Source organism: Pseudomonas syringae, assembly GCF_021606685.1.
GTDB classification, from domain to species: Bacteria; Pseudomonadota; Gammaproteobacteria; order Pseudomonadales; family Pseudomonadaceae; genus Aquipseudomonas; species Aquipseudomonas syringae_R.
In genome coordinates this window covers 1-25269 of sequence record NZ_WKCB01000075.1, presented here as the reverse complement: position 1 = coordinate 25269, position 25269 = coordinate 1, and the positions used below count along the sequence as shown (strand labels likewise).

Annotated in this window: 24 protein-coding genes; 13 read left to right on the top strand and 11 right to left on the bottom strand. The window is 61.4% G+C overall.

What is annotated here, in order from left to right; translation table 11 throughout:
- Positions 1 to 156 precede the first annotated feature (156 nt).
- Both GIW02_RS22255 and GIW02_RS22250 read right to left on the bottom strand, forming a co-directional pair.
- Positions 157 to 531, bottom strand: a complete 375-nt coding sequence (locus GIW02_RS22255) for a YajD family HNH nuclease (RefSeq protein WP_003210675.1) — start codon at positions 529 to 531, stop codon at positions 157 to 159.
- A 60-nt stretch (positions 532 to 591) separates the two neighbouring features.
- Positions 592 to 1278, bottom strand: a complete 687-nt coding sequence (locus tag GIW02_RS22250) for a spermine/spermidine synthase domain-containing protein (RefSeq protein ID WP_236419357.1) — start codon at positions 1276 to 1278, stop codon at positions 592 to 594.
- A gap of 78 nt (positions 1279 to 1356) precedes the next feature.
- On the opposite strand from GIW02_RS22250, the gene GIW02_RS22245 reads away from it, so the two are divergent.
- Complete coding sequence (locus GIW02_RS22245; protein ID WP_236419356.1) at positions 1357 to 1635, top strand: hypothetical protein; 279 nt, start codon at positions 1357 to 1359, stop codon at positions 1633 to 1635.
- On the opposite strand, the gene GIW02_RS22240 is transcribed toward GIW02_RS22245, so the two are convergent.
- A complete protein-coding gene (locus GIW02_RS22240; protein WP_236419355.1) occupies positions 1632 to 2105 on the bottom strand; it encodes a cyclic nucleotide-binding domain-containing protein in 474 nt (157 codons plus the stop codon). The genes GIW02_RS22245 and GIW02_RS22240 overlap by 4 nt on opposite strands.
- A 69-nt stretch (positions 2106 to 2174) precedes the next feature.
- Complete coding sequence (locus GIW02_RS22235; RefSeq protein ID WP_236419354.1) at positions 2175 to 4217, bottom strand: S9 family peptidase; 2043 nt, start codon at positions 4215 to 4217, stop codon at positions 2175 to 2177.
- 24 nt (positions 4218 to 4241) lie between these two features.
- Between GIW02_RS22235 and GIW02_RS22230 the strand changes: the two genes are divergently transcribed.
- From GIW02_RS22230 to GIW02_RS22220, 3 genes are read left to right on the top strand one after another with little or no spacing between them, the layout of a single operon-like run.
- A complete protein-coding gene (locus GIW02_RS22230) occupies positions 4242 to 4772 on the top strand; it encodes an MFS transporter (RefSeq protein ID WP_236419352.1) in 531 nt (176 codons plus the stop codon).
- 21 nt (positions 4773 to 4793) lie between these two features.
- Entirely contained in the window at positions 4794 to 5570 is a 777-nt protein-coding gene (locus tag GIW02_RS22225) for a class II glutamine amidotransferase (protein WP_122542814.1), read from the top strand.
- Between the two features lie 11 nt (positions 5571 to 5581).
- On the top strand, positions 5582 to 6124 hold the full coding sequence (locus GIW02_RS22220) for a DUF2937 family protein (RefSeq protein ID WP_236422073.1): 543 nt from the start codon (positions 5582 to 5584) through the stop codon (positions 6122 to 6124).
- A gap of 153 nt (positions 6125 to 6277) precedes the next feature.
- Here GIW02_RS22220 and GIW02_RS22215 read toward each other — a convergent pair whose 3' ends face one another.
- Complete coding sequence (locus tag GIW02_RS22215) at positions 6278 to 7192, bottom strand: LysR family transcriptional regulator (protein ID WP_236418887.1); 915 nt, start codon at positions 7190 to 7192, stop codon at positions 6278 to 6280.
- Between the two features lie 175 nt (positions 7193 to 7367).
- Between GIW02_RS22215 and GIW02_RS22210 the strand changes: the two genes are divergently transcribed.
- From GIW02_RS22210 to GIW02_RS22195, 4 genes are all read left to right on the top strand, one after another.
- Entirely contained in the window at positions 7368 to 8108 is a 741-nt protein-coding gene (locus GIW02_RS22210; protein ID WP_236418889.1) for a 5-oxoprolinase subunit PxpA, read from the top strand.
- Complete coding sequence (gene pxpB, locus GIW02_RS22205) at positions 8105 to 8809, top strand: 5-oxoprolinase subunit PxpB (protein WP_236418891.1); 705 nt, start codon at positions 8105 to 8107, stop codon at positions 8807 to 8809. Before GIW02_RS22210 ends, pxpB begins: the two co-directional genes overlap by 4 nt.
- Positions 8806 to 9714, top strand: a complete 909-nt coding sequence (locus GIW02_RS22200) for a 5-oxoprolinase subunit C family protein (RefSeq protein WP_236418893.1) — start codon at positions 8806 to 8808, stop codon at positions 9712 to 9714. The genes pxpB and GIW02_RS22200 overlap by 4 nt, the downstream gene beginning before the upstream one ends.
- A 151-nt stretch (positions 9715 to 9865) precedes the next feature.
- On the top strand, positions 9866 to 10486 hold the full coding sequence (locus tag GIW02_RS22195) for a hypothetical protein (protein WP_236418895.1): 621 nt from the start codon (positions 9866 to 9868) through the stop codon (positions 10484 to 10486).
- Positions 10487 to 10500: 14 nt separating this feature from the next.
- Here the strand turns inward: GIW02_RS22195 and GIW02_RS22190 are convergent, their stop codons facing one another.
- From GIW02_RS22190 to GIW02_RS22180, 3 genes are all read right to left on the bottom strand, one after another.
- On the bottom strand, positions 10501 to 11679 hold the full coding sequence (locus GIW02_RS22190) for a vWA domain-containing protein (protein ID WP_236418897.1): 1179 nt from the start codon (positions 11677 to 11679) through the stop codon (positions 10501 to 10503).
- A complete protein-coding gene (locus GIW02_RS22185) occupies positions 11679 to 12524 on the bottom strand; it encodes an AAA family ATPase (protein ID WP_003210690.1) in 846 nt (281 codons plus the stop codon). Before GIW02_RS22185 ends, GIW02_RS22190 begins: the two co-directional genes overlap by 1 nt.
- A gap of 207 nt (positions 12525 to 12731) precedes the next feature.
- Complete coding sequence (locus tag GIW02_RS22180; protein ID WP_236418900.1) at positions 12732 to 13808, bottom strand: DUF748 domain-containing protein; 1077 nt, start codon at positions 13806 to 13808, stop codon at positions 12732 to 12734.
- A gap of 124 nt (positions 13809 to 13932) precedes the next feature.
- Between GIW02_RS22180 and cysK the strand changes: the two genes are divergently transcribed.
- On the top strand, positions 13933 to 14907 hold the full coding sequence (gene cysK, locus GIW02_RS22175) for a cysteine synthase A (RefSeq protein ID WP_236422072.1): 975 nt from the start codon (positions 13933 to 13935) through the stop codon (positions 14905 to 14907).
- Between the two features lie 387 nt (positions 14908 to 15294).
- Positions 15295 to 16233 (top strand): aspartyl/asparaginyl beta-hydroxylase domain-containing protein, encoded by a 939-nt coding sequence (locus GIW02_RS22170; RefSeq protein WP_236418678.1) that lies wholly within the window; start codon positions 15295 to 15297, stop codon positions 16231 to 16233.
- A gap of 127 nt (positions 16234 to 16360) precedes the next feature.
- Here GIW02_RS22170 and acnA read toward each other — a convergent pair whose 3' ends face one another.
- A complete protein-coding gene (gene acnA, locus GIW02_RS22165; protein ID WP_236418676.1) occupies positions 16361 to 19102 on the bottom strand; it encodes an aconitate hydratase AcnA in 2742 nt (913 codons plus the stop codon).
- A 196-nt stretch (positions 19103 to 19298) separates the two neighbouring features.
- Here acnA and rlmM point away from each other — a divergent pair, with 196 nt between their 5' ends.
- Positions 19299 to 20369, top strand: coding sequence for a 23S rRNA (cytidine(2498)-2'-O)-methyltransferase RlmM (rlmM, locus tag GIW02_RS22160; protein ID WP_236418674.1), 1071 nt, complete (start codon positions 19299 to 19301; stop codon positions 20367 to 20369).
- Here rlmM and GIW02_RS22155 read toward each other — a convergent pair.
- Entirely contained in the window at positions 20353 to 21729 is a 1377-nt protein-coding gene (locus GIW02_RS22155) for a prenyltransferase/squalene oxidase repeat-containing protein (RefSeq protein ID WP_236418673.1), read from the bottom strand. The two genes, rlmM and GIW02_RS22155, sit on opposite strands and share 17 nt — an antisense overlap.
- Positions 21730 to 22046: 317 nt before the next feature.
- Here GIW02_RS22155 and GIW02_RS22150 point away from each other — a divergent pair, with 317 nt between their 5' ends.
- Positions 22047 to 23117 (top strand): terpene synthase family protein, encoded by a 1071-nt coding sequence (locus GIW02_RS22150; RefSeq protein ID WP_236418672.1) that lies wholly within the window; start codon positions 22047 to 22049, stop codon positions 23115 to 23117.
- 57 nt (positions 23118 to 23174) lie between these two features.
- Positions 23175 to 23426, top strand: coding sequence for a sulfurtransferase TusA (gene tusA, locus GIW02_RS22145; RefSeq protein ID WP_236418671.1), 252 nt, complete (start codon positions 23175 to 23177; stop codon positions 23424 to 23426).
- Positions 23427 to 23849: 423 nt separating this feature from the next.
- Here tusA and GIW02_RS22140 read toward each other — a convergent pair whose 3' ends face one another.
- On the bottom strand, positions 23850 to 25238 hold the full coding sequence (locus GIW02_RS22140; RefSeq protein ID WP_236422074.1) for an MATE family efflux transporter: 1389 nt from the start codon (positions 25236 to 25238) through the stop codon (positions 23850 to 23852).
- Between the last annotated feature and the right edge of the window lie 31 nt (positions 25239 to 25269).

The window sequence follows — 25269 nt, the reverse complement described above, 5'->3', positions numbered from 1 at the left end:
ACCTCATATTTTCAGAAAAATATGCGGTGAATGGTTTTAGGGCCGCTTCGCGCCCCAACGCGGGCAAGCCCGCTCGCCACAGAATCCCTGCAACCACAGAAGCTCACTTGCCACACAAGCCCTGTAATCACACGCGCTCACATTGCCACAGCAATGTCAGTCGTCTTTCTTCATCAACCCCGCCAGCGCCGCAAACGGGTTGTGCGTGGCCTTGGCAATCGTCGGGCTGCTGGTTGAGCCTTCGCCGAAGTACTGCTGGTCGGTGTAGCGCGAGTGCTCGTTGTCGTGGCAGTACAGGCACAGCAACTCCCAGTTGGAACCGTCCTGGGGGTTGTCATCATGGTTGTGGTTGCGGTGGTGAACGGTGAGTTCGCTCAAGCGTTTGCCGGCGAATTCACGGGCGCAGCGGCCGCAGACATGCGGGTACATTTTCAGGGCTTTGTCGCGGTAGCCCATTTCCCGGTCGCGCTGGGCATCGGCAAGGATGCGGTCCAGCTTGGCGGTGTGGGAGGGCGGGTTGGTCGAGCTCATCATGGCTCCTGTCCTGGGGTGGTTCACGGATACGGTTGATTCTAGCCAATCGCGGCGCAATTAGCCCTTGAGCTTTTCCGCAATCCAGATGGTGTGCCGGGTGCCTTTGTTGCCATGGGCAAACACCTGCACTTCCTCAGCCTTGAAACCGGCCTTGCGCAGTTTGTCGCTGAACAGCTTGTCGGCGCTGGCGGACCACACCGCCAGCACGCCCTTGGGCCGCAGGGCCTTGGCGCAGGCGGCCAGGCCACCGGCCGAGTAGAGCCAGCTGTTGGCCTTTTGCGTGAGGCCTTCGGGGCCGTTGTCGACATCCAGCATGATCGCGTCGAAGCCCTGGGGCTCGGCCTGCAACACCTTGGCCACGTCCTCCATGCGGATCACCGTGCGCGGGTCCAGCAAGGGTCGTCCGGATTTTTCGCCCAGCGGCCCACGGTTCCATTCGACGACGCCGGGCACCAGCTCGGCGACCACCACCTCGGCGGTCTTGCCCAAGTGCTTGAGCGCCGAGGCCAGGGTAAAGCCCATGCCCAACCCGCCAATCAACACCCGCGAACCGGGGCGGCCAGCGACTTTGCGGCAGGGGATTTCCGCCAGGGCGTCTTCGGAACCGTGCATGCGCGTGTTCATCAACTGGCCGCCGTCGCCGCCCTGGATCTTGATGACAAAATCCTCACCGTATTCGAACAGGCACAAGGCACCGCCGTTGTCGGGGATCGGGGTGGTGTCCAGCAGAATGAAACGTTTCATGGAAATCTCATTGGGAAGGGCATTCTTGCGCGGTTGGGAGTAGCCTTACGACATTCCGGTCAGGCCATGGAGCCATCGATGAAGTGCAGCATTCTAACGGTCATTGTGCTCGGCGCGCTCACATTGGGTGCGGCGCAGGCTCAGGAGTTGCAAACCGTACCGGTTGCGCCGGCCCCCACCCCAGGCGCACCGGGCACGCCGACGCCGACGCTGTACCCGCAAGTCACGCCACCTGCCGTGCCCAAGACGAACGGATCGCCACCGCTGGTGCCCATCGTGCTGCCGACGCCGCCCAAAGACCAGACGGTGCCGGGCCTGCTGCAGAACGACAGCAAACCCAAGACGCCCGGCGGCTAGAACGGTTGATTGAGTAGTTGCCCATCGGCCATGCGCAGGCGCTTGGACAGGGCGATGGCGATCGCGCGGATGATCTTCGCGGCCACCCTCGGGGTTTCGTTGAGCATCTTTTCCAGGGAGTCCTTGCCCAGGTTCAGCAGCACGCAATCGCTGGCGGCCACACAACTGGCCGAGCGCCGCTCACCGTCGAGCACCGCCATTTCACCAAAGGCCCGGCCACTGCGCAGGGTGGCGATGGTCAGGCGCTGGCCGTCGTGGTTGGTTTTTTGCACCGCCACCTGGCCGCTGTGGATGATGCACATGAAAGTGCCCGCATCGCCCTCGCCAAAGATCACCTCATCGCGGGCAATGCTGCTGATATTGAAGTAGCCCGCGGCCACATGAAAATCTTCCGGCAACAACGGGTCGAACAAGCCGCAATCCATCAGCATGTCGCGGATTTCGTTATTCATCAGAGTCGGTAGTGGCATAGCTGCAGTCTTGGTCCATCAAACAGGTAGGCGGTCCTGTGTTCAGACAGGGCCGCCGTACTAAGTTCCTTAAACCAGGCCCAGCGCCTTGAACACAAATGCATATTCGAGCGCTACGTCACGTAATCCCTGGTAACGACCGCTCATCCCACCGTGGCCGGCCCCCAGCTCGGTCTTGAGCAGCAGCAGGTTGTCGTCGGTCTTGGTGTCGCGCAACTTGGCCACCCATTTGGCCGCTTCCCAATACTGCACACGGCTGTCGTTGTAGCCAGCGATCACCAGCAGGTGCGGGTAGGCCTGGGCGCTCACATTTTCGTACGGCGCGTAGGCCCTGATGCGCTCGTACACCTCAGGCTCTTGGGGGTTGCCCCATTCGTCGTACTCGGTGATGGTCAGCGGCAGCTCCGGGTCGAGCATGGTGTTGAGCACGTCGACAAACGGCACTTCGGCAATCGCCGCCTGGAACAGCGCCGGACGCTGGTTGAGCACCGCACCGATCAACAGGCCGCCGGCACTGCCGCCGCTGATCGCCAGTTGCTTGGAGGTGGTCAGGCCTTGCGCAATAAGGTGTTCGGCGCAGGCGATAAAGTCGCTGAAGGTGTTCTGCTTGTGCTCCTGCTTGCCGTTGCGGTACCAGGCTTCGCCCAGCTCGCCGCCGCCGCGCACGTGCGCAATGGCGAACGCCACGCCACGGTCGAGCAGGCTCAGGCGCGCATGCGAGAACCATGGGTCAAGGCTCTGGCCGTAAGCGCCGTAGCCATACAGGTATAGAGGCACAGGCTTGCCGAGCTGGTCGCGCTTGACCACCAGGCTGATCGGCACTTGGGTGCCGTCAGCGGAGGTGGCCCACAGGCGCTGGCTGACATAGTCGTCGGCGTTGAACGCGCCCAGTACCGGGGTTTCCTTGAGCACCAGCTGCGTGCCGGTGGCCAACTCAAGCTGGCGCACCTGGGCCGGACGGTTCAGTGCTTCATAACGCAGGCGGATTTTATCGCTGGCAAATTCCAGGCTGTTCTGTACGTAAAGGCTGTAGGCGGCGTCGGGCAGTTCCACACGATAGGCCGGCATGCCCTCGGGGTGCACGTCGATCACTGGCAGGCCGCCGATGCGCAGGCTCAAGGTCATGGCGCCGGCGTTCAGGCTCACGCCGTCGAGCATCACCTCGTCGCTGTGGGGGATCAGGTTCTGCCACTCATCCTCGGTCGGCACGTCGCCAATGTCGGTGGCCACGAACAGGGCGTAGTTGATGCCATCGCGGTTGCTGCGGATAAACCAGGTCCACGCGCCATTCAACTGGCCGTGGTCGACATCGTATTCATGGTGCTCGACCCGTGGCGCCAGGCAGGTGAAGTCAAGATGCGGCTGGTTGGCATCCAGCGCCCAGATTTCGCTGGTGGTCTTGCTGCCCAGGGCCAACAGCAACTGGCGCTCGGAGCTGGAACGGTAGCAATGCAGGAAGAAACGCCCGTCGGGCTCGTGGAACACTTCCTGCGCCGCCGTGCCGTCCAGGCGGTAGCGATAGAGTTTGTGTGGGCGGTGGGTGTCGTCGAGTTCGCCGAAGAAAAGGGTCAGGCTGTCATTGGCCCACGTCATGCTGCCGTCGCAGTCCTGGAACTCCAGTTCACTGACCTTGCCGGTGGCCAGTTCCTTCACGAACAGGGTGTAGATTTCTTCGCCATTGGTGTCGAGGCTGTAGGCCAGGCGCTGGTGGTCGGGGCTGATGCTGAACGCGCCGAGGGAGAAGAAGCCGCCATTGGCCAGCACGTTGGGGTCCAGCAGCAGCTCTTCGCTGCTGTCATCCACCTGGTTGCTGTCGTCGGCCGGGCGCCGGCAGCGGTAGTGGCGGGCGTACTCGTCACCGGCGGTGGTGCGGGTGTAATACAGGTACGGGCCCCAGGGGGAGGGCAGCGACAGGTCGGTTTCGAGGATGCGCCCCTTGATCTCCTCGAACAGGTTTTCGCGCAGTGCCTGCTGGTCGGCGAGCTGGGTCTCCTGCCAAGCGTTTTCGGCCTTGAGGTAATCGAGGACTTCTGTGCTGTCACGCGCTTGCAGCCAGGCATACGGGTCCTGGCCTGGGGCTTTGCGGGCAATCGGGGCGTTAGATGACGGCATGGATCACTCTCTGTCTGGCGGACGGTGGCAGGCATTGCAGCCGCGACACGCAAAAGCCGTTATCATAGCCGCCTCTTTGCCAGCCTTGCCATGGACACCATGACCGAGAACGACTATCTGACCGCTTGGGGCCTTTACGCCTTTGCCGCTTTGGGCTGCCTGTTGGTGTGGTGGCGCATGACGCGCTGGATCTGGCGCTGGCTGCGCGAGCCGCTGCAGCTGCTGATGGCCGTGCTGCTGTTCAGCCCGACCGTGGTTGACCCGGTCAAGACCCAGTTCGCGCCGGCCGTGGCCATCACCGCGCTGGACCTGGTGCTCAAGGTCGGCAATAACGCCTGGCGGGCCATTTCCGATCTGGTCATGTACGCGATGATCGCGTTTGGCGTGTACCTCGTCATCGTGTTGATCCGCTGGCCCATCGAGCGCGCCGCCAATGCTCGCCGTGAGCGCAAGGCCGCTGTCGACGCTGCCCTGGCCGCTGAGCCTGCTGACGATGATGAGCCCTTGCGCCGTCCGGCGCCGGTCAGTGGCATGCGGGTCGAACCGCGCCTTTAACGTTGCAGCGAGAGCCCTGGCATGTGTGAATTATTGGGCATGAGTGCCAACGTCCCCACCGATATCGTGTTCAGCTTTACCGGGCTGATGCAGCGCGGTGGGCGTACCGGCCCCCACCGTGACGGTTGGGGCATCGCGTTCTATGAAGGGCGCGGCCTGCGCCTGTTCCAGGACCCGGCTGCCAGCAGCGAATCGGAAGTCGCGCTGCTGGTGCAGCGTTACCCGATCAAAAGCGAAGTGGTCATCGGCCATATCCGCCAGGCCAACGTCGGCAAGGTCAGCTTGGCCAATACCCACCCGTTCGTGCGCGAATTGTGGGGACGCAACTGGTGCTTTGCGCACAACGGCCAGTTGGCAGACTTCAACCCGCGCGCCACCTTCTATCGCCCGGTCGGCGATACCGACAGCGAAGCGGCCTTCTGCGACCTGCTCAACCGCGTGCGCGAAGCCTTCCCGGAGCCGGTGGACATCGAACAGATGCTGCCGGACCTGATCGCCGCGTGCGCCGAATACCGCAGCAAAGGTGTTTTCAACTGCCTGCTCAGCGATGGCGACTGGCTGTTTTGCTACTGTTCGACCAAGTTGGCGCAGATTACCCGCCGCGCACCGTTTGGTCCTGCGCGCCTTAAAGATGTCGACGTGATCGTCGATTTTCAGGCCGAAACCACGCCCAATGATGTGGTGACGGTGATCGCCACCGAACCCTTGACCGACAACGAAAACTGGACCCGCTACGAACCGGGCCAATGGAGCCTGTGGCGACGCGGTGAATGCGTCAGCCAGGGCGTTACCGAGTAAGGATAGTGACCATGTTGCTCAGTTATCTGCGGTTGGTGCTGTTTGCCATTGGCCTGTTGGTCGGCGTACAAGTGCCGGGGTTCATCAATGACTACGCCAAGCGTGTCGAAGCCCACCTGATCGAGGCCCAGACCGGGCTGAGCGGGTTTGAAACCACCGCTCGGCAGTTCTTCAACGGCGACCTGCAGGCGCTGGTGGCGCACTACCGCGCCAGCGACGACCCGGTGTTCCAGAGCGACGCCAACAGCCTGGGCGCCATGCTGGATCGCCAGGTGGCATTGGATAAGCAGTTCCAGGCCATGCAAGGCCCGTGGTACATCCGTGCCCTGCAAGTGGCGGTGGCGGCCGACCCGGATATCCGCCTGGAAACCTGGAACGGCTACAGCTACCAGATCCTGCTGACGCCCGAGGCGATGGGCTGGGGGTTGGGCGGGGCGATGCTGCTGTCATTCGGCCTGGAGTGCCTGTTCCGGCTGATCGACTGGGTAGTGCTGGGCGGCAAGCGCCTGCGCCAGAGCCGGCCGATCGAAGAGCGCGACCTCAAAGGCCTCTAACGCCCAACGAGGTCAAATGTGGGAGGGGCGGTGCGACGACTCGACTTGCCCCCGATAGCGGTGTATCTGTCACTGATTTGTTGACTGACACACTGCCATCGAGGGCAAGTCGAATCGTCGCACCGCCCCTCCCACATGTTTAATCCGGTTTCTTCAGGTGCTCAGCACCATCCGCTCTTCACCGACTTCCTCGGCATACCGCGCCACCACGGTCTGGCACAGCCCGACGATCTCCTCCACCAATTCCACCCCCACGCGCCACGATACCACCACCTGCAAGTTCGGCAGTTTCTGCGCCATCGGCAGCATCACCAATTCCCCGCGCGCCAACTCTTCGCTGACCAGCACCGGAGGCAGCGCGCCGATGCCAAAGCCATCGCGCAGCAAACGGGTGATCGCCGACACCGAATTCACGCAGTTCATGCGTGGCGCAGCCACGCCGTTGGCTTGCATCAGGCTCAGCACGTCCTGGTGCGGGTGGGAGTTTTTCGAGTAGGTGATGATGCGCTCCTGGGCCAGTTCGGCGAGGGACGCGTAGTCGCGGTTATAGATCGAGTGGCTGGCGACGATCCAGGCCATGGGGTGGCTGGCCAGTTCCAGGCTGCGCACGGTTTCGAGGCGCAGCAGGTCGGTTTGCAGGATCAGGTCGAGGAAGCCTTTTTGCAGCTGATCGCTGAGGTTCAGCGCGGTATCGGCGACCAATTCGATTTCTACCCGCGGGAATTGGTCCATCAGTTCTGCGACCAAGGGGCTCAGCCAGGTGTGGATCACCGTGTCCATGGCGCCGATCCGGATGCGCCCGACCTTGCTGCTGGTGGTCTCCAGGGACTGCTTCAAGCCCTGCATGGTCACCATCATCTGCTCGGCATAATCGAGCACCTTGAGGCCTTCCGGGGTCAGGCTCACGCCCCGTGAATCACGCAGAAACAGCTTCACCCCCAGCTCGCTTTCCAGCACGGCGATGCGGCTGGAGATCGAGGCCTGGGTAGTAAACAGCTTCTCGGCGGTCAGGCGAAAACTCTTGAGCTTGGCCACCCAGACGAAGGTTTCGAGGAACTTCAAATTCATGGGATCAACTTTTTCTTATGCATGGATCGGTTTTTATTAGTTGGACGCCGCACCGGGCCAGCGCCAAAAATCGAGCTATTCCACGATAAGCGCCGTTGGGGTGTCAGGACAAGTTGCGAGTTCTGCGTTAAAAATCCCACACTACAAAAAAACAAAGCCTACAGGAGCGACCCGCGTGAGCCGCCTATTACTGAATTGCGATATCGGCGAAAGCTTTGGCAACTGGACCCTGGGCCTGGACGCCGAGGTCATGCCGTTCATTGATTGCGCCAACGTGGCCTGCGGCTTTCATGCCGGCGACCCGAGCATCATGCGCAAGACCGTCAGCCTGGCGCTCAAGCACGGCGTGCAAGTGGGCGCGCACCCGGCGTACCAGGACCTGCAAGGCTTCGGCCGCCGTTCCATGGCCTACACACCTGCAGAGATCCAGGACCTGTTGCACTACCAGATCGGTGCCCTCGACGGCATCTGCCGCGCCCAGGGCGGGCGAGTCAGCTACGTCAAACCCCACGGTGCGATGTACAACGACATGATGGCCAACCCAGCGCAGTTGCGTGCGGTGATCCAGGCCATCGCCGCCTATGGCGACCTGCCGCTGATGCTGCTGGCCACCCGCGACAATAGCGTGGCGCAGGCATTGGGCGACGAATATGGCGTGACCCTGTGGTTCGAAGCTTTCGCCGACCGCGCCTATGACCCTCAGGGCCATTTGGTTTCGCGCCAGTTGCCCGGCGCCGTGCACCATGATTCAGAGATTATCGTGCAGCAAGCCCTGACCATTTCCCGTGGTGAAGCCCTGACCGCCAGCGACGGCAGCGCCTTGGTCCTGCAGGCCAACACCCTGTGCGTGCACGGCGACAACGCCAGCTCGATTGCCGCTGTACAGCGCATCCGCGAGGCATTGAAGCCAGCATGAGGCCGCGTATTGAAGTGGTGGCCATCGACGCGCTGATGGTGCGTCTGTTCGACGTGATTGCCGAAGCCAATATGCCGTGGATGCTCGCCGCCACCCAACGCTTGCGCGACGCATTTGGCGCCGCGCTGGTGGACCTGGTGCCGTCCTACACCACGCTGATGGTGCATTACGACCTCTGCGCGTTGAGCCCGGCCCAGGCGCGCGAACGCATCGACCAGGCCCTGACCGACCTGCATCCCCAGGCCCAGGGCAGCGGCCAGCGCCACGTGCTGCCGGTGTGGTACGACCTGAGCGTCGGCCCCGAATTGAGCCTGCTCAGCCAGCGCAGCGGCCTGGCCGTCGACGACGTGATCCGCCGCCACAGCGCCCACGAATACCAGGTATTCGCCCTCGGCTTCGCCCCGGGGTTCGCCTTTATGGGGCTGGTGGATGAAAGCCTCGCCACGCCACGCCTCAACACCCCGCGCAAACGCGTGGCGGCGGGCAGCGTTGGTATCGCCGAGCGACAAACCGCGGCCTACCCGGTGGTCTCCCCCGGTGGCTGGAACCTGATCGGCCGTACCCCGGCCAAGCTGTTCGACCGCGAGCGCGACGGCTACAGCCTGATGCAGCCGGGCGACACGGTGCGCTTCGAAGCGGTTGATCACGCCGAATTCATCAAACTGGGTGGCGATGACACGCCGTTGGAGGCGCAGGCATGAGCCGCTTGTTGATCGAGGCCAGCACGCCGCTCTGCCTGTTGCAGGACGCCGGTCGTTTTGGCGTGCGCCACCTGGGCGTGACCCAGGGCGGCGCGCTGGATTGGGTGTCGATGTCCTGGGCCAACTGGCTGCTGGGCAATGCGCTCGATGCGCCGGTGGTGGAAATCACCTTGGGCGGCTTTACCGTGCAAGCCGAGGACTACTGCCTGCTGGCCCTTGCCGGTGCGGACCTGGGCGCCTACATCGACGAACGCGCCATCAGCCCCGGTCGCAGTTTTATCCTGCAAAAGGGCCAGCGTTTGCGCTTTACCCAACCGTTCAGCGGTGCGCGGGCTTACCTGGCGGCACCGGGCGGGTTTGATGCGCCGCAGGTGTTGGGCAGTTGCGCCACGGTGGTACGTGAGGAGCTGGGCGGGCTTAATGGTTTCGGCAAGGTGCTGGCTGAAGGCGGGCGGTTGGCGTATTCCGGTACGGGCGGGGCGATGAAAGTGCTGGCTGACCCAGGGTTGCAATCCGCAGCATCACTGGACGTAATTGTCGGTGCACAAATCGGCCAGTTCAGCGGGCAAAGCTTGTTCGATGCCTTCAACACCGAATGGGCTCTCGACAGCCGCGCCGACCGCATGGGTATGCGCCTGTTGGGCACGCCATTGCAGTACCAGGGGCCGTCGTTGATTTCTGAAGGGATTCCGTTGGGAGCGATCCAGGTGCCGCCGGATGGGCAGCCGATTGTGCTGCTCAATGATCGGCAGACCATTGGTGGTTACCCGCGTTTGGGCGCGCTGACGCCGTTGGCGTTGGCGCGTCTGGCGCAGTGTCTGCCGGGGGAAAAGGTTCGATTGGTGCCGGTGGTGCAAGAGACTGCGCACCGTCAACACATTCAGTATGTGCAGCGGTTTCGCTGAAGTTGTAGGAACTCGGCATCGCTGATGCGAATTTCCCCGCCGGCGCTTCAGAGAAGTCGGAATTGACTGACGGCTTCTGGCGGGGTTGGTGAATCGACGTCAACGCGTACAAATGGGAGCCTGTTGTCTTCTTCCTTTACCGGTTCTTTCTATGCGTTTCTTGATCTTGCGTGCTCACGACGTCTACGACAGCAATAAACCTGATGTGGTTTATCTGGACTTTCACGATGAGGCTCTTGCGCAGCCTGTTGTTTTAAAAGCCACCCTCTTCGATATCAATAATGACGGCAAACTTGACTGGAGCCTGGCCGACGACGTCAATAACAACGGCGTCGCCGACAGGCTGGATGAAGTGATGGCGCTTGAATTCGCGCAGCAATTCATCGAGTTCAATTGGTTCAGCCTGGATGCGCCCTTCGTTAAATACCTGAAGATTTTTGCCGAAGACTTCGATGCCAACGGCATACCCGATACCGTGCGCCTGCACTTTCATGAGGGCGAGGGCGCTCCTCGTGATGAAACCATTGTCTACACGGCGGCGTTCTACACCAATGGCGACGGCTCCGGTGCGGGTACGCCCATTAGTTGGGATGTGAATAACGACGGTAAGTCCAACATTGTTGACACAGAGTTGGTCCGTCGTTTTACTCGAAACTTTCTAGTCTTCGACTGGCATGATGCACCTACATGCAAGCCTTCGAAAAAACCGCGTAAGCCGCCAGTCCCTTGTCCACCGAATCCGCCAGTACCGCGTCCACGCAAAAAGTGCTGAGCAATACTGGGCGCTTATTTGGACAAAAACCGCATCCCTTCCTCCAGGCCCTGCAAGGTTAGCGGGTACATCTGGTCCTCGATCAATTCCCGAACGATATTGGTCGAGGCTGTATACCCCCACGTGTCCTTGGGATACGGGTTAATCCAAATCAACTTTTTGTACTTGGCCATAAAACGCTGCATCCACACATACCCCGGCTCCTCGTTCCAGTGCTCAACACTGCCGCCGGCCTGGGTGATTTCATACGGCGCCATCGACGCATCGCCAATAAAGATCACTTTGTAATCGGCGCCGTATTTGTGCAGCAAATCCTGGGTCGAGGTGCGTTCCGAGGTGCGGCGCTGGTTGTTCTTCCACACCGACTCATACACGAAGTTGTGGAAGTAGAAATATTCAAGATGCTTGAACTCGGTCTTGCAGGCCGAGAACAATTCTTCGCAGATCTTCACGTGGGCGTCCATCGAGCCGCCGATATCAAACAGCAATAGCAACTTGATGGTGTTGCGCCGCTCCGGGCGCATCTGGATATTCAGCAGCCCGGCGTCGCGCGCGGTGTGGTCGATGGTGCCGTCGATATCCAGCTCTTCTGCCGCACCCTGGCGCGCGAACTTGCGCAGGCGGCGCAGGGCAATCTTGATAGTGCGTGTGCCCAGTTCCACCTGATCGTCGAGGTTCTTGTACTCGCGCTGGTCCCAGACCTTCACGGCCTTGCCCTGGCGCTTGCCGGCGTCGCCGACGCGAATGCCTTCGGGGTTGTAGCCGCCGGAACCGAACGGGCTGGTGCCGCCGGTGCCTATCCACTTGTTGCCGCCGGCGTGGCGTTCCTTCTGTTCTTCCAGGCGCTTCTTGAACTCTTCGATCAGCTTGTCGAGGCCGCCGAGGGACTGGATCTGCGCGCGCTCTTCATCGCTCAGCGAGCGTTCGAACTCCTTGCGCAGCCACTCTTCAGGGATCAGCGCCTGCAGATGGTCGTCGAGTTTTTCCAGGCCGTTGAAGTAGGCGCCGAACGCGCGATCGAACTTGTCGAAATGCCGTTCGTCCTTGACCAGGATCGCCCGGGCCAAGTAGTAAAACTCGTCCATGTCGGCGAAGGTCACGCGCTGTTTCAGCGCGTTGATCAGGTCAAGCAGCTCGCGCAGCGACACCGGCACCTTGGCAGCGCGCATTTCATTGAACAGGTTGAGCAGCATCAGCGATTACCGCGACGGCTCATGAATGCCAGCCGTTCCAGCAGTTGTACATCTTGCTCGTTCTTCACCAGGGCGCCGGCCAGAGGCGGGATGGCCTTGGTCGGGTCGCGTTCGCGCAGCACGGCTTCGCCGATATTGTCGGCCATCAGCAATTTGAGCCAGTCGACCAGTTCGGAGGTGGAGGGCTTTTTCTTCAGGCCCGGTACCTTGCGCACGTCGAAGAATACGTCCAGCGCTTCGCTGACCAGGTCCTTCTTGATGTCCGGGTAGTGCACATCGACGATCTTTTGCAGGGTGGTGCGGTCGGGGAAGGCGATGTAATGGAAGAAGCAGCGGCGCAGGAACGCGTCCGGCAGCTCTTTCTCGTTGTTGGAGGTAATGATGATGATCGGGCGCTTCTTGGCCTTGATGGTCTCGTCGATTTCGTAGACGTAGAACTCCATCTTGTCGAGTTCTTGCAGCAGGTCGTTGGGGAACTCGATGTCGGCCTTGTCGATTTCATCGATCAGCAGGATCACCCGCTCTTCGGACTCGAACGCTTCCCAGAGCTTGCCCTTCTTGAGGTAATTGCGCACGTCGTGCACTTTGTCCACGCCCAACTGCGAGTCGCGCAGACGGCTCACTGCGTCATATTCGTAAAGGCCCTGATGCGCCTTGGTGGTGGACTTGATGTGCCAGGTGATCAGCTTGGCGCCAAAGGATTCGGCCAGTTGCTCGGCGAGCATGGTTTTGCCGGTACCGGGCTCGCCCTTGACCAGCAATGGCCGCTCCAGGGTGATGGCGGCGTTGACGGCCAGTTTCAGGTCATCGGTAGCCACATAGGCCTGGGTGCCTTCGAACTTCATCGGTCATTCCTCGGATTCATCAATGCCCGGACTATACCGCGCAGCCCCGGCGACTGTGAACGCAGACGGGTTATTCAGTCTCTGAATGGCCAGTCAGGAAGTCGCCATATCCAATGTGGGAGGGGGCTTGCCCCCGATAAGGGAGTGTCAGTTGGTAAATTTTTCACGGGCCCACTGCCATCGGGGGCAAGCCCCCTCCCACATTTTTTAATCTGCGCTGGGCTTGGGTTGCTCGTAACGGGCGTTGAACGCCTGGATGAACCCGTTACGCAAAATCGCCAAAAACGCCGAGAACGCGCTGACATTTTGCTGATGCACGCTGCCACTGAGTTCGACGCGGGTGGCGAACTGGTTTTTGGCCTGGTTTTTCAGCACCGTCTCGCTGGCGCCGACCACGGCCTCCCAGATCGAACGGAAGATGTTCTTGTCTTTGTTTTCCACGTCCTGCTTCCAATCGAACACTTCGACATCGCGCAGCAATGGCTTGATATAGCCGGTCAATTGGCCTTTTTCGGCCTGGGCTTCGATCACCACGTCGCCGGTGCCGGCCTTGAAATCGAACTTGCCATAGGCTGAGGCAAAATCGTTCATGCGTTTGAGTTGCAAGTCCTTGGCGCGAAAGCGGAACTCAAAGTTCTCGAAATTGCTCAGTGGGTCGAAGGTGGCGGTGGCTTCCAGCGGCGCCTGGCCTTGCAACAGGGCTTTGCCGTCAAAGCGTGCATCGCGCTTGCCTTCGACATCGACCACATTGGTCAGGTTGTAGAAGCTGGCATTCACCGAGGTGGCGTTGATGTTCACCGGGGGCTTGGAGCTGAAGTTGTGGAAGGCGATCTTGCCCTCCTGAATGCGCACTTCATCAAGCGTGATCGGCGCCAGTTTGCTCAGTTGCTCGCGCCAGTCAGTGCCCTTACCGGTCTGGGAAGCCTGCTTGTTGGCGCCGCCGTCGACGAAGTTCACCTCAGGGTTGATGAACAGCACCTTGGCCACCACGGCATGGTCGTACCACAACGAATGCCAACTTACCGCCAGGTCGATCAGTGGCGCCTTGACGAACGGTACTGGCACCTTGCCGTCGACCTTGATGATCTGCAGGCCGTTGATTCGGTAGGCGCCGCGCCACAGGGCCAAGTCCACATCGCTGACCTGGCCGCGGTAGTCGCCCATGTCGGCGAGTTTGTCATTCAAGTAATTGCGCACCAGGTAGGGCAGGGCGAGGTTGATGGCAACCAGCACCACCACGAGTCCGGCGACGGTCCATAGTGGCCAGCTGTAACGACGTTTCATCGGGCAGTTCTCCTTGCAGGTAGGGGATGGACTCCGGCAATGCGCGCAACGTTCCTCTGACTGGACGCTTTGCACCCCGAGGCATACCCTTGTGGCCTTCTTGAAATTGCCTAAAGGACCCGTCATGAGCCGCATTTTTGCAGACAACGCGCACTCCATCGGTAACACGCCCCTGGTGCAGATCAACCGCATCGCCCCGCGTGGCGTGACCATCCTGGCCAAGATCGAAGGGCGTAACCCGGGCTACTCGGTGAAGTGCCGTATCGGTGCGAACATGATCTGGGATGCGGAAAGCACCGGTGCCCTCAAGCCCGGCATGACCATCGTCGAGCCGACCTCGGGCAATACCGGCATCGGCCTGGCGTTTGTCGCCGCCGCCCGTGGCTACAAGCTGCTGCTGACCATGCCGGCGTCCATGAGCATCGAGCGACGCAAGGTGCTCAAGGCCCTTGGCGCCGAGCTGGTGTTGACCGAGCCGGCCAAAGGCATGAAAGGCGCCATCGACAAAGCCGGCGAAATCGTTGCCAGCGACCCGTCCACCTACTTTATGCCGGCCCAGTTCGAAAACCCGGCCAACCCGGCAATCCACGAGAAGACCACCGGCCCGGAAATCTGGAACGACACCGATGGCGCCGTGGATGTGCTGGTGGCGGGCGTGGGCACCGGCGGGACCATTACCGGGGTGTCGCGCTACATCAAGAACATTGCGGGCAAGCCGATTCTGTCGGTGGCCGTCGAGCCCAGCGTATCGCCGGTGATCACCCAGGCGCTGGCCGGTGAAGAGATCAAGCCCAGCCCGCACAAGATCCAGGGCATCGGCGCCGGTTTCGTGCCGAAAAACCTCGACCTGTCGATGGTCGACCGCGTGGAGCTGGTGACCGATGACGAATCCAAGGCGATGGCCCTGCGCCTGATGCAGGAAGAAGGCATCCTGTGCGGTATCTCCTGCGGTGCGGCGATGGCCGTGGCCGTACGCCTGGCCGAGAAGCCGGAAATGCAGGGCAAGACCCTCGTGGTGATCCTGCCGGACTCCGGTGAACGCTACCTGTCGAGCATGCTCTTCAGCGATCTGTTTACCGAACAGGAAACCCAGGCGTAATCCCTTCCGTGGCAAGCGCGCTCAACGTGCCAAGCGGGCTTTCATCTGCCAGGCGCGCTTGCATGTGGCAAGCAGGCTTTCATGTGGCGAGCGGGCTTGCCCGCGTTGGGCTGCGCAGCAGCCCCAATAGCCCCACCGCATTTTTCCAGACTGACCACGGTGCCTGGTTTGAGGGCCGCTTCGCGCCCCAACGCGGGCAAGCCCGCTCGCCACACAAGCCCGCTCGCCACAACAACACCGCTCGCCACAGCAAGCCTGTCGCCACGCTGTAATGTTTGATTTGTGTCAGCCGGTCAGCTCGGGCCTTCTGCATACTGGCCCAAATGTTTATCATGGCCGACTGCTACGTCTGCTGTTGGCCAGGCGCTTATTTCCAGGAGTTGCTGCATGACCTTTTCTTTGGCCGCCAAGCTGTCGGTGTTGCTGTTGTTTATCGGCAGCACGCTGTATGTGCACCTGCGCGGCAAGGCCCGTTTGCCGATGTTGCGCCAGTTCGTCAACCATTCGGCGCTGTTCGCCCCGTATAACGCTTTGATGTACCTGTTTTCGGCGGTCCCATCCAAACCCTACCTGGACCGCAGCAAATTCCCGGAACTGGATGTGCTCAAGGACAACTGGGAAGTGATTCGCGAAGAGGCCATGCACCTGTTCGACGAGGGTTACATTCGCGCCGCTGAAAAGAACAACGACGCCGGTTTCGGTTCGTTCTTCAAGAAGGGTTGGAAGCGTTTTTACCTCAAGTGGTACGACAAACCCCTGCCATCGGCCGAGGCCCTGTGCCCGAAAACCGTGGCGCTGGTGAGCAGCATTCCCAACGTCAAGGGTGCGATGTTCGCGCTGTTGCCGGGCGGCAGCCACCTCAACCCGCACCGCGACCCGTTCGCCGGCTCCCTGCGTTATCACCTGGGCTTGTCCACGCCGAACTCCGACGACTGCCGCATCTTCGTCGATGGCCAGGTCTACGCCTGGCGTGACGGTGAAGACGTGATGTTCGACGAAACCTACGTGCACTGGGTCAAGAACGAAACCGAGCAGACCCGCGTGATCCTGTTCTGCGACATCGAGCGCCCGCTGAGCAACCGCGTGATGACCCGCGTCAACCGCTGGGTCAGCAAGCAACTGGGCCGTGCCACAGCCCCGCAGAACCTCGACGACGAACGCGTAGGCGGGATCAACCAGGCGTATGCCTGGAGCAAGACCTTCAGCGACAAGTTCAGTGGCCAGGTCAAGCAGTGGAAGCGCAAGCACCCCAAGGCATACCGCATTGCGCGGCCGGTGTTGGCGGTGCTGGTGCTGGTGCTGCTGTGGAAGTGGTTGTTTGGTTAATTAGAAACACGCTCAAAAATGTGGGAGGGGGCTTGCCCCCGATAGCGGTGTTTCAGTCACTGTATGTATTGGCTGATCCACTGCTATCGGGAGCAAGCCCCCTCCCACATTTGATTTTCAGCGTTTGTCAGGACGCGATCAGTTGGCGCAGTACGTAGTGCAGAATGCCGCCGGATTTGAAGTACTCCACCTCATTCAATGTATCGATCCGGCACAGCACCTCGACCTTCTCGCTGCTGCCATCCTCCCGTGTAATCACCAGCGTCAGGTTCATGCGCGGCACGATTTCCACGTTGGTCAGCCCGAGAATGTCGATCTTCTCCTTGCCAGTCAGCTTGAGCGCCTTGCGGTTCTGATCCAGTTTGAACTGCAGCGGCAACACGCCCATGCCCACCAGGTTGGAGCGGTGGATGCGCTCGAAGCTCTCGGCGATCACCGCCTTGACGCCCAGCAGGTTGGTGCCCTTGGCTGCCCAGTCGCGGCTGGAGCCGGTGCCGTATTCCTGGCCCGCAATCACCACCAGCGGCGTGCCCGACGCCTGGTACTTCATCGCCGCGTCGTAGATCGGCATTTTCTCGCCGGTCGGGATGTAGAGCGTATTGCCGCCTTCTTCGCCGCCGAGCATTTCATTGCGGATACGGATGTTGGCAAAGGTGCCGCGCATCATCACTTCATGGTTGCCGCGGCGTGAGCCGTAAGAGTTGAAGTCGCGCGGCTCCACGCCTTTTTCGCGCAGGTAACGACCGGCCGGGCTGTCGGCCTTGATGTTGCCGGCGGGGGAGATGTGGTCGGTGGTCACCGAATCCCCCAGCAAGGCCAGCACGTTGGCGTCCTGAACGTCCTTGATCACCGGCAGCGGCCCGGCAATGTCATCGAAGAACGGCGGGTGCTGGATATAGGTGGAATCTTCCTGCCACACATACGTCGCGGCCTGCGGCACTTCAATGGCCTGCCACTGTTCATCGCCGGCGAATACCTCGGCGTATTCCTTGTGGAACATGCTGGTGCTGACTTGGGCCACGGCGTCGGCGATTTCCTGGCTGCTCGGCCAGATGTCCTTGAGGTACACCGGCTTGCCGTCCTGGTCGTTACCCAGCGGCTCGCTGCTGATGTCGATACGCACCGTGCCCGCCAAGGCGTAGGCAACCACGAGGGGCGGCGAGGCCAGCCAGTTGGTTTTCACCAGCGGGTGCACGCGGCCTTCGAAGTTGCGGTTGCCGGAGAGCACCGACGCCACGGCAAGGTCGGCCTTCTGGATGGCTTTTTCGATCGGTTCGGGCAACGGCCCGGAGTTGCCGATGCACGTGGTGCAGCCATACCCCACGAGGTCGAAGCCAAGCGCGTCCAGGTACTGGGTGAGGCCCGCCGCCTTGTAGTAGTCGGTGACCACTTTGGAGCCGGGCGCCAGCGAGGTTTTCACCCAGGGTTTGCGCGTCAGGCCTTTTTTCACGGCTTTTTTCGCCACCAACCCGGCCGCCATCATCACGCTGGGGTTGGAGGTGTTGGTGCAGGACGTGATCGCAGCGATCACCACGGCGCCGTTTTTCAGGCGATAGGTGTGGCCGTCGTACTCGTAGTCGGTCTCGCCCACCAAGTCAGCGTTGCCCACGGCAACCCCGCCGCCGCCTTCGCTTTCCAGGCGGCCTTCTTCCTTGTTGGTGGGTTTGAATTGCAGGTCGAGGAAGTCGCTGAAGGCCTGGCCCACATTCGGCAGGGCCACGCGGTCCTGCGGGCGCTTGGGCCCGGCGAGGCTGGCTTCGACGCTGCTCATGTCCAAGGCCAGGCTGTCGGTGAACACCGGTTCCTGGCCCGCATTGCGCCAGAGGCCCTGGGCCTTGGTGTAAGCCTCGACCAACTTCACGGTTTCCGTCGGCCGGCCGGACAGGCGCAGGTAGTCAAGGGTCACGTCATCCACTGGGAAAAAGCCGCAGGTGGCGCCATATTCCGGGGCCATGTTGGCGATGGTCGCGCGATCCGCCAGCGGCAGGTCGGCCAGGCCGTCGCCGTAAAACTCGACGAATTTGCCTACCACGCCTTTTTTACGCAGCATCTGGGTCACGGTCAGCACCAGGTCGGTGGCGGTGATGCCTTCTTTCAATTTGCCGGTGAGCTTGAAGCCGATCACTTCCGGGATCAGCATCGACACCGGCTGGCCGAGCATCGCCGCTTCCGCTTCGATACCGCCCACGCCCCAGCCGAGCACGCCCAGGCCGTTGATCATGGTGGTGTGGGAGTCGGTGCCCACCAACGTGTCGGGGAAGGCATAGGTGCGGCCGTCTTCGTCCTTGGTCCACACGGTGCGGCCCAGGTACTCGAGGTTGACCTGGTGGCAGATGCCGGTACCCGGAGGCACCACGCTGAAGTTGTCGAAGGCGCTCTGGCCCCAGCGCAGGAAGGCGTAGCGTTCGCCGTTGCGCTGCATTTCGATGTCCACGTTCTGCTCGAACGCATCGGCGTTGCCAAACTTGTCGACCATCACCGAGTGGTCGATCACCAGGTCCACCGGGGACAGCGGGTTGATGCGCTGCGGGTCGCCACCGGCCTTGGCCACGGCGGCGCGCATGGCGGCCAGGTCGACCACGGCGGGCACCCCGGTAAAGTCTTGCATCAATACGCGGGCAGGGCGGTATTGGATCTCACGGTCGGACTGGCGTTCTTTGAGCCAGGCGGCGAGGGCCTTGAGGTCGGCTCCGGTGACGGTCTTGCCGTCTTCCCAGCGCAACAGGTTCTCCAGCAGCACCTTGAGCGACATCGGCAGTTTATCCAGGTTGCCCAGGCTCTCGGCGGCATGGGGCAAGCTGAAGTAGTGGTAGGTTTTGTCGTCGATTTGCAGTGTTTTAAGGGTTCTCAGGCTATCAAGCGATGACATGACGCGACTCCTTATGGTCCGCACGGCTACGGACCTGACGGGACGAACAGAGCTATCAACTTAGCCCTGTTTTCATTAGCAGGCTAATAACTGGACTCTAGGGTGAAGTCCAAGGTTCCGAACTCGGCTATCATGCGCGCGTTTTCATGACAGGCATTGCGATAGCGCAATGCCGGTTGAGTCACCAGGAGAATTGATGAACACCCTTTTTATGCACTGCCGCCCGGGTTTTGAAGGCGAAGTCTGTTCCGAAATCGCGGAACATGCCGCGCGCCTGAACGTTTCCGGCTACGCCAAGGCCAAGACCGGCAGCGCCTGCGCCGAATTTGTCTGCACCGAAGAAGACGGTGCCCAGCGCCTGATGCACGGCCAGCGCTTTGCCGAGCTGATCTTCCCAAGGCAGTGGGCACGCGGGGTGTTTATCGACCTGCCGGAAACCGACCGCATCAGCGTGATCCTCACCCACCTGCGCGAATTCCCGGTGTGCGGCAGCCTGTGGCTGGAGATGGTCGACACCAACGATGGCAAGGAACTCTCGAACTTCTGCAAGAAATTCGAAGTGCACCTGCGCAAAGCCCTGCTCAACGCGGGCAAGCTGGTGGACGACCCGAGCAAGCCGCGTCTGTTGCTGACGTTCAAAAGTGGCCGCGAAGTGTTCATGGGCCTGGCCGAGTCGAACAACTCGGCGATGTGGCCGATGGGCATCCCCCGCCTGAAATTCCCGCGTGACGCGCCCAGCCGCTCGACCCTCAAGCTGGAGGAGGCCTGGCACCACTTTATCCCCCGCGACCAGTGGGACGAGCGCCTGCACGGCGACATGACCGGCGTTGACCTCGGCGCAGCCCCCGGCGGCTGGACCTGGCAACTGGTCAACCGGGGCATGCTGGTGACCGCCATCGACAACGGCCCCATGGCTGAAAGCCTGATGGACACCGGCCTGGTGCAGCACCTGATGGCCGACGGCTTCACCTTCGTGCCCAAGCAGCCGGTGGACTGGATGGTCTGCGACATCGTCGAGAAACCGGCGCGCAACGCCGCACTGCTGGAAACCTGGATCGGCGAAGGGCATTGCCGCGAGGCGGTGGTGAACCTCAAGTTGCCGATGAAGCAGCGCTACGCCGAGGTCAAGCGCCTGCTGGAGCGCATCGAGGAAGGCTTCAAGGCGCGCGGTATTCGGGTGGAGATCGGCTGCAAGCAGCTGTACCACGACCGCGAGGAAGTGACGTGCCATTTGCGTCGGCTGGTGGATGTCAAGAAGCGTAAGTAACCGTCTTCGCCACCTCCCCAAGGGCATTCAAGACAAAGATCTGCGCCAGCACCGGAAATTGATAAGGAATCGGGCGCGGTGCTGCCTGGTCGGGAGGGGCCTGGAAACGTGCGTGTTTGCCACCCTGGCGTTTCAGGTAACCGACTGCGCGCCTGAGTGCCTGGGCGTTGTCCAGGCAGCACAGTGCGCTGAGTGCATGGGCGCTGCTGATTACATCACTGCGTTGCCCGCTCACCTGGCCCCAGCCACCATCCCTGTTCTGCGCCCTAAGCAGGTAGGCCATGGATTTGCCTTGCACCGTCTCGGCGAGGTCCGCCTTGGCGTAGCGCGCGGCTTGATGCACGGCGCTGGTCACGCGGGCTATGGCAAATGTCTCGCTCAGGCTCCAACTGCGCTCAAAGGTGCCGTCGGCGTGCTGCACCGCCGCCAGGAAGGCCAGGGCGCAGCGCAGCACGCCAGCGTATTTGGGCCCGGCAGGCGCCAATGCAATGATCACGTTGGCGGTCATGGTGGCTTCAGAGGGCTGATTGCGACGGTAAGTGGAGAACCCCCCGTCCGGGTTGGCCATGCTCGCCAGGTAGTCGCGCCCGCGCTGCAGCGACAGCGCGTGGCGCGCAGGGTCTACACGTTGCAGGCACTCGAGCGCCAGGCAGGTGCTGTCGATATCCGTCTGCCGCACGTGCTCTGAATAGGGCCACGCACCGTCCCAGGCTTGCTCTGCCGCAAGATAATCGGCCATCTGACGCACCTTCTGCGATCGCTTTCCGGTCGTGCTCAGCGCAACCCCGGCGAATGCGGTGAGGTAGATCGTCATTTGGGTGATAAACGGCAACCCGCCATCGGGGTTGCGCCACGCGAGAATGACACGGGTGCCGCTCATCAGCAGCGGGTGGGCCGGGGCAAAGGTCTGCAGTGCCAACAGGCCCAGCAGGTGCGCCGAGAGATGCCCTTCCCAGACAGGGGTGGCGCTGCCGTGGGTAAGTTGATCAAGCAAAAAGTGACGATCTTGATCGCTTATCAGCAGGGGCTCGTTCGCGCCGTAGGCATTGATGATTTTGATCGCACACATCGTCAGGCATACCCAGGAAGCCTGGTGGTGGTACTCAAGTTCGACAATCTGGTTTTTGGATAAATACGGCGTGCCATGAATCAACGCAAAATAGGTGCTGAACATCCACTTCTTGCGCTCAGCGGTGAAGTGTTCGACCGCTGATGCGCGGGTTGCATCAGCCGCAGAAGGCATGACCAGGTGCCGCTCCAGTTCGTTCAGGGCGTGGCGTTTTTTATAGCGATTCAGAAACCTGGCAAGGTTGCCTTGCACTTGGGGCAACATTTGCATGCGGCGCAGCAACACGAGCATCAGCTGTGACTCCAGGCCACGGCTGTTGCAGTGCTGACGAATGGAGCCCTGATCGTCTACGAAGGAAAGCAGGTCATGTCGCAGGACAGATATCAGAGGCGATATCTGTGATGTCTTCATGTTCAACCTTGGCTGCGCTCTGAAAGGAGACCTGCGCTTTTTTATAGTGATACATGCAGATGAAATTTCAAGCTGCCGGCCGGCGCGTGAAAGACAAGTTGGCGATACGTGGCTGCGTCTTTATGGCGAACGGGCCTTTTGCAAATCGCCAGCTTCGTGCTTTCTAAGGGCTTTGTTGATCAAAGCAAGGTGTCGCCATGCAGCCGATCTCGATTGCACCGATCTATTGCCCGTTGCCAGTGCGGCAACATCCTGCCACCGAGGAAATTGAGCAGCCCTGTCTGGACTGGCTCGAGCAGTGGGGCCTGTTCGTCGACCCGGTGCAGCGTGATCGTCTCGGTGCCATGGAAATCGGCCGGCTGTGCGGGATGATTTATCCCCAAGGGCCGCAGGCTATGTTGCAGATCGCGACGGACTACATGATGTGGACATTCGCCTACGACGACGAAATCTGTGATGAGGGGCCCGCCAGCGAAGACGCGCGGCTGCTGATCGAGGCCAGCAGCCGAATCCAGCGCATCCTGGAATCGCCGGAGGTGGCAGTGGACCCCTCTGATCGCTACGGCATGGCACTCAGGGATATTCGGCGACGCCTGGCGGAGCAGGGCCTGGAAAAGGAAGCCGCACGCTTGAGCACGTTGATGCGTACTTATTTCATGGCGGAGATGTGGAAAGCCGTGTCAGCACAACCGTCGCTCAACGACTATGCGATCCAGCGCTTGATGGGCGGTGGTGGCGTGACGTTTCCATTCTTTTGTTATGCAGTGCCGATGCTTGACCTTGACGAGCGCGCGCTGGCAGATCGGCGGATTGTCGCCTTGACTGAAATGGCTGCGACATTCGCGGTGTGGGATAACGACATTTTTTCGCAGCCCAAAGAGCTTTTGCGTCGCCAGAACAAGAAGGGTCATAACCTGATTGAAGTGATCGGCCGGCAGTATGACTGCCCGCCGCAGGAGGCTCTGCTGATCGCGGTGCGGATGCGTGAGCGCGTGCAAGGCCTGTACCTGCGGCTGCACGAGGCGATGCTCGGCCAGGTATCGCCGGCGATGCGCGAGTACCTGCTGGGCTTGAATGCCTACATCAGTGGCGTGCTGCAATGGCACCGCATCACGCCAAGGTTTCGCTACATCAATGGTGTGGGGGGCGCCATTTGCATGCAGGGGGGCGAGCCGGCAGCAGAGCCCTTCGACACCAGCACCGAGCCGCTGCCCATTCCAGCCATTGCCTGGTGGTGGCATTACGATCCGGCGGGCAAAATTACCTGAACGGTGGTGAGCGCATTGAAATTGGGCAACAATGCCCGCCAGTTTCAGGAGTAGACAATGAGCGATATGTCCCAAACCGCCGTCGACGGCACCTTGGATGCCACCGGCCTCAACTGCCCCGAGCCGGTGATGATGCTGCACCAGCACATCCGCGACCTGCCGCCGGGCGGCTTGCTCAAGGTGATCGCGACCGACCCGTCCACGCGTCGCGATATCCCCAAGTTCTGTGTGTTCCTTGACCACGAATTGGTGGACCAGCAGGAGCAGGCCGGTACGTACCTGTACTGGATTCGCAAAAAAGCCGATTAAGGTCTTTGAATACCGCACTGGTGGAAAAACACCGCAGTTGTGGAAAAAACACTGCAGTTGTGGAAAAGCACCGCAGTCGTGGAAAAAACACTGCGGTTGTGGAAAAGCACCGCAATTGTGGAAAGAACACCGCAGCTGTAGAAGAAACACTTCACCTGTGGAAGAAACACTGCACCTGTGGAAGAAACACTGCATCTGTTGAAGAAACACTGCACCTGTGGCGAGCGGGCTTGCCCGCGTTGGACTGCGTAGCAGGCCCATTTTTGGGGCCGCTTCGCGACCCAACGCGGGCAAGCCCGCTCGCCACAGGTACTGCCACAGGTACTGCCACAGGTACTGCCACAGGTACTGCCACAGGTACTGCCACAGGTACTGCCACAGGTACTGCCACAGGTACTGCCACAGTTTCTGTAAGCGGTGTTGTCACAAGGTTGGATGCAGGCTCCGCGCCTTGTCTGCACGAATGCGTCGGCGAGCACTGCGCGCCAGGCGCACCAGCAACATCCCCGCTGCGCAGCTCAGGCCCACGATCAGCCCTTGCCACAGGCCGCTTGGGCCGCTGGGTTCGCCGAGCCAGTCGGTCAGGCCCAGCGCGTAACCCACCGGCAGCCCCACGCCCCAATAGGCGAACAAGGTCAGCACCATCGTCACCCGGGTGTCCTGGTAGCCGCGCAATGCGCCCGCGGCGGTGACCTGGATCGAGTCGGAGAACTGGAACAGCGCCGAAAACACAATCAGCGTCGACGCCAGGTGGATAACCACCGGGTCCGGGGTGTAGATCGTCGCGATCTGCTCACGAAACACCAGCATCAGGCTGCAGGACAGGCAGGCATACGCCAGCGCGGTGCCCATGCCGACCCCTGCGGCGAAGCGCGCCTCTCGCGGCTCGCCACGCCCCAGGGCCTGGCCGACGCGAACGGTGACGGCCATGCTCAGCGAGTAGGGGATCATGAACACCAGCGAGCTGACGTTAAGAGCGATCTGATGGCCGGACACCACGGTGGCGCCCAGGCTGCCGAGCAACAGGGCAATCACCGCAAAAATGCTCGACTCGGCGAAGATCGCCACGCCAATGGGCAGGCCAATCCCCAGAATGCGCTTGATCACCGCCCATTGCGGCCAGTCGAAACGCTTGAACAGCTCGCTGCTCTGGTACGCCGGACCGAAACGCGTCCAGCCGGCCAGGCCGAGCATCATCACCCACATCGCAATGGCGGTGGCCCAACCGCAGCCCACGCCACCCATGGCCGGCACACCCAAGTGGCCGTAGATGAAGATGTAGTTCAGCGGAATGTTCAGCGCCAGCCCGCACAGGCCCATGACCATGCTTGGCCGCGTGCGGCCCAGGCCATCACTGAAACAGCGCAGCACGTAATACAGCGCGATGGCCGGCATGCCGGCGGCGATGCCATGCAGGTAGCCCATGGAAGGCTCGATCAGGTCGGGCTCGACCTTCATCGCCTGCAGCACCGGTTTGGCGCCCAGCAATAACAGCGCCCCCGCGAGGCCGACCACCACGGCCAGCCACAATGACTGACGCACCAGGGGCCCGATCTGATTGAAATGACCTGCGCCGTAACGCTGGGCGACCTTCGGCGTGGTGGCCAGCAGGGTGCCGGTCATCAGCAGGTACACCGGGATCCAGATCGAATTGCCCAGGCCCACTGCCGCCAGGTCCTGTGGGCTGACGCGCCCGGCCATTACCGCGTCGACAAAGCTCATCGCGGTGGTTGCCAGTTGGCCGATCATGATCGGCAGCGCGAGCGTCATCAGGTCGCGCACTTCCCGGCTGATGCGGGCCGGGCGCGTCAGCCCACAGGAGCTGGCGGCAGTGGGCCTGGGC

What these genes read in the sequence shown, in the direction of transcription:
- GIW02_RS22255 (WP_003210675.1), bottom strand. Translation starts at nt 531, where the DNA reads ATGAGCTCGACCAACCCGCCCTCCCACACCGCCAAGCTGGACCGCATC.
- GIW02_RS22250 (WP_236419357.1), bottom strand. Translation starts at nt 1,278, where the DNA reads ATGAAACGTTTCATTCTGCTGGACACCACCCCGATCCCCGACAACGGC.
- GIW02_RS22245 (WP_236419356.1), top strand. Translation starts at nt 1,357, where the DNA reads ATGAAGTGCAGCATTCTAACGGTCATTGTGCTCGGCGCGCTCACATTG.
- GIW02_RS22240 (WP_236419355.1), bottom strand. Translation starts at nt 2,105, where the DNA reads ATGCCACTACCGACTCTGATGAATAACGAAATCCGCGACATGCTGATG.
- GIW02_RS22235 (WP_236419354.1), bottom strand. Translation starts at nt 4,217, where the DNA reads ATGCCGTCATCTAACGCCCCGATTGCCCGCAAAGCCCCAGGCCAGGAC.
- GIW02_RS22225 (WP_122542814.1), top strand. Translation starts at nt 4,794, where the DNA reads ATGTGTGAATTATTGGGCATGAGTGCCAACGTCCCCACCGATATCGTG.
- GIW02_RS22220 (WP_236422073.1), top strand. Translation starts at nt 5,582, where the DNA reads ATGTTGCTCAGTTATCTGCGGTTGGTGCTGTTTGCCATTGGCCTGTTG.
- GIW02_RS22215 (WP_236418887.1), bottom strand. Translation starts at nt 7,192, where the DNA reads ATGAATTTGAAGTTCCTCGAAACCTTCGTCTGGGTGGCCAAGCTCAAG.
- pxpB (WP_236418891.1), top strand. Translation starts at nt 8,105, where the DNA reads ATGAGGCCGCGTATTGAAGTGGTGGCCATCGACGCGCTGATGGTGCGT.
- GIW02_RS22200 (WP_236418893.1), top strand. Translation starts at nt 8,806, where the DNA reads ATGAGCCGCTTGTTGATCGAGGCCAGCACGCCGCTCTGCCTGTTGCAG.
- GIW02_RS22195 (WP_236418895.1), top strand. Translation starts at nt 9,866, where the DNA reads ATGCGTTTCTTGATCTTGCGTGCTCACGACGTCTACGACAGCAATAAA.
- GIW02_RS22190 (WP_236418897.1), bottom strand. Translation starts at nt 11,679, where the DNA reads ATGCTGCTCAACCTGTTCAATGAAATGCGCGCTGCCAAGGTGCCGGTG.
- GIW02_RS22185 (WP_003210690.1), bottom strand. Translation starts at nt 12,524, where the DNA reads ATGAAGTTCGAAGGCACCCAGGCCTATGTGGCTACCGATGACCTGAAA.
- GIW02_RS22180 (WP_236418900.1), bottom strand. Translation starts at nt 13,808, where the DNA reads ATGAAACGTCGTTACAGCTGGCCACTATGGACCGTCGCCGGACTCGTG.
- cysK (WP_236422072.1), top strand. Translation starts at nt 13,933, where the DNA reads ATGAGCCGCATTTTTGCAGACAACGCGCACTCCATCGGTAACACGCCC.
- GIW02_RS22170 (WP_236418678.1), top strand. Translation starts at nt 15,295, where the DNA reads ATGACCTTTTCTTTGGCCGCCAAGCTGTCGGTGTTGCTGTTGTTTATC.
- acnA (WP_236418676.1), bottom strand. Translation starts at nt 19,102, where the DNA reads ATGTCATCGCTTGATAGCCTGAGAACCCTTAAAACACTGCAAATCGAC.
- rlmM (WP_236418674.1), top strand. Translation starts at nt 19,299, where the DNA reads ATGAACACCCTTTTTATGCACTGCCGCCCGGGTTTTGAAGGCGAAGTC.
- GIW02_RS22155 (WP_236418673.1), bottom strand. Translation starts at nt 21,729, where the DNA reads ATGCTCGTGTTGCTGCGCCGCATGCAAATGTTGCCCCAAGTGCAAGGC.
- GIW02_RS22150 (WP_236418672.1), top strand. Translation starts at nt 22,047, where the DNA reads ATGCAGCCGATCTCGATTGCACCGATCTATTGCCCGTTGCCAGTGCGG.
- tusA (WP_236418671.1), top strand. Translation starts at nt 23,175, where the DNA reads ATGAGCGATATGTCCCAAACCGCCGTCGACGGCACCTTGGATGCCACC.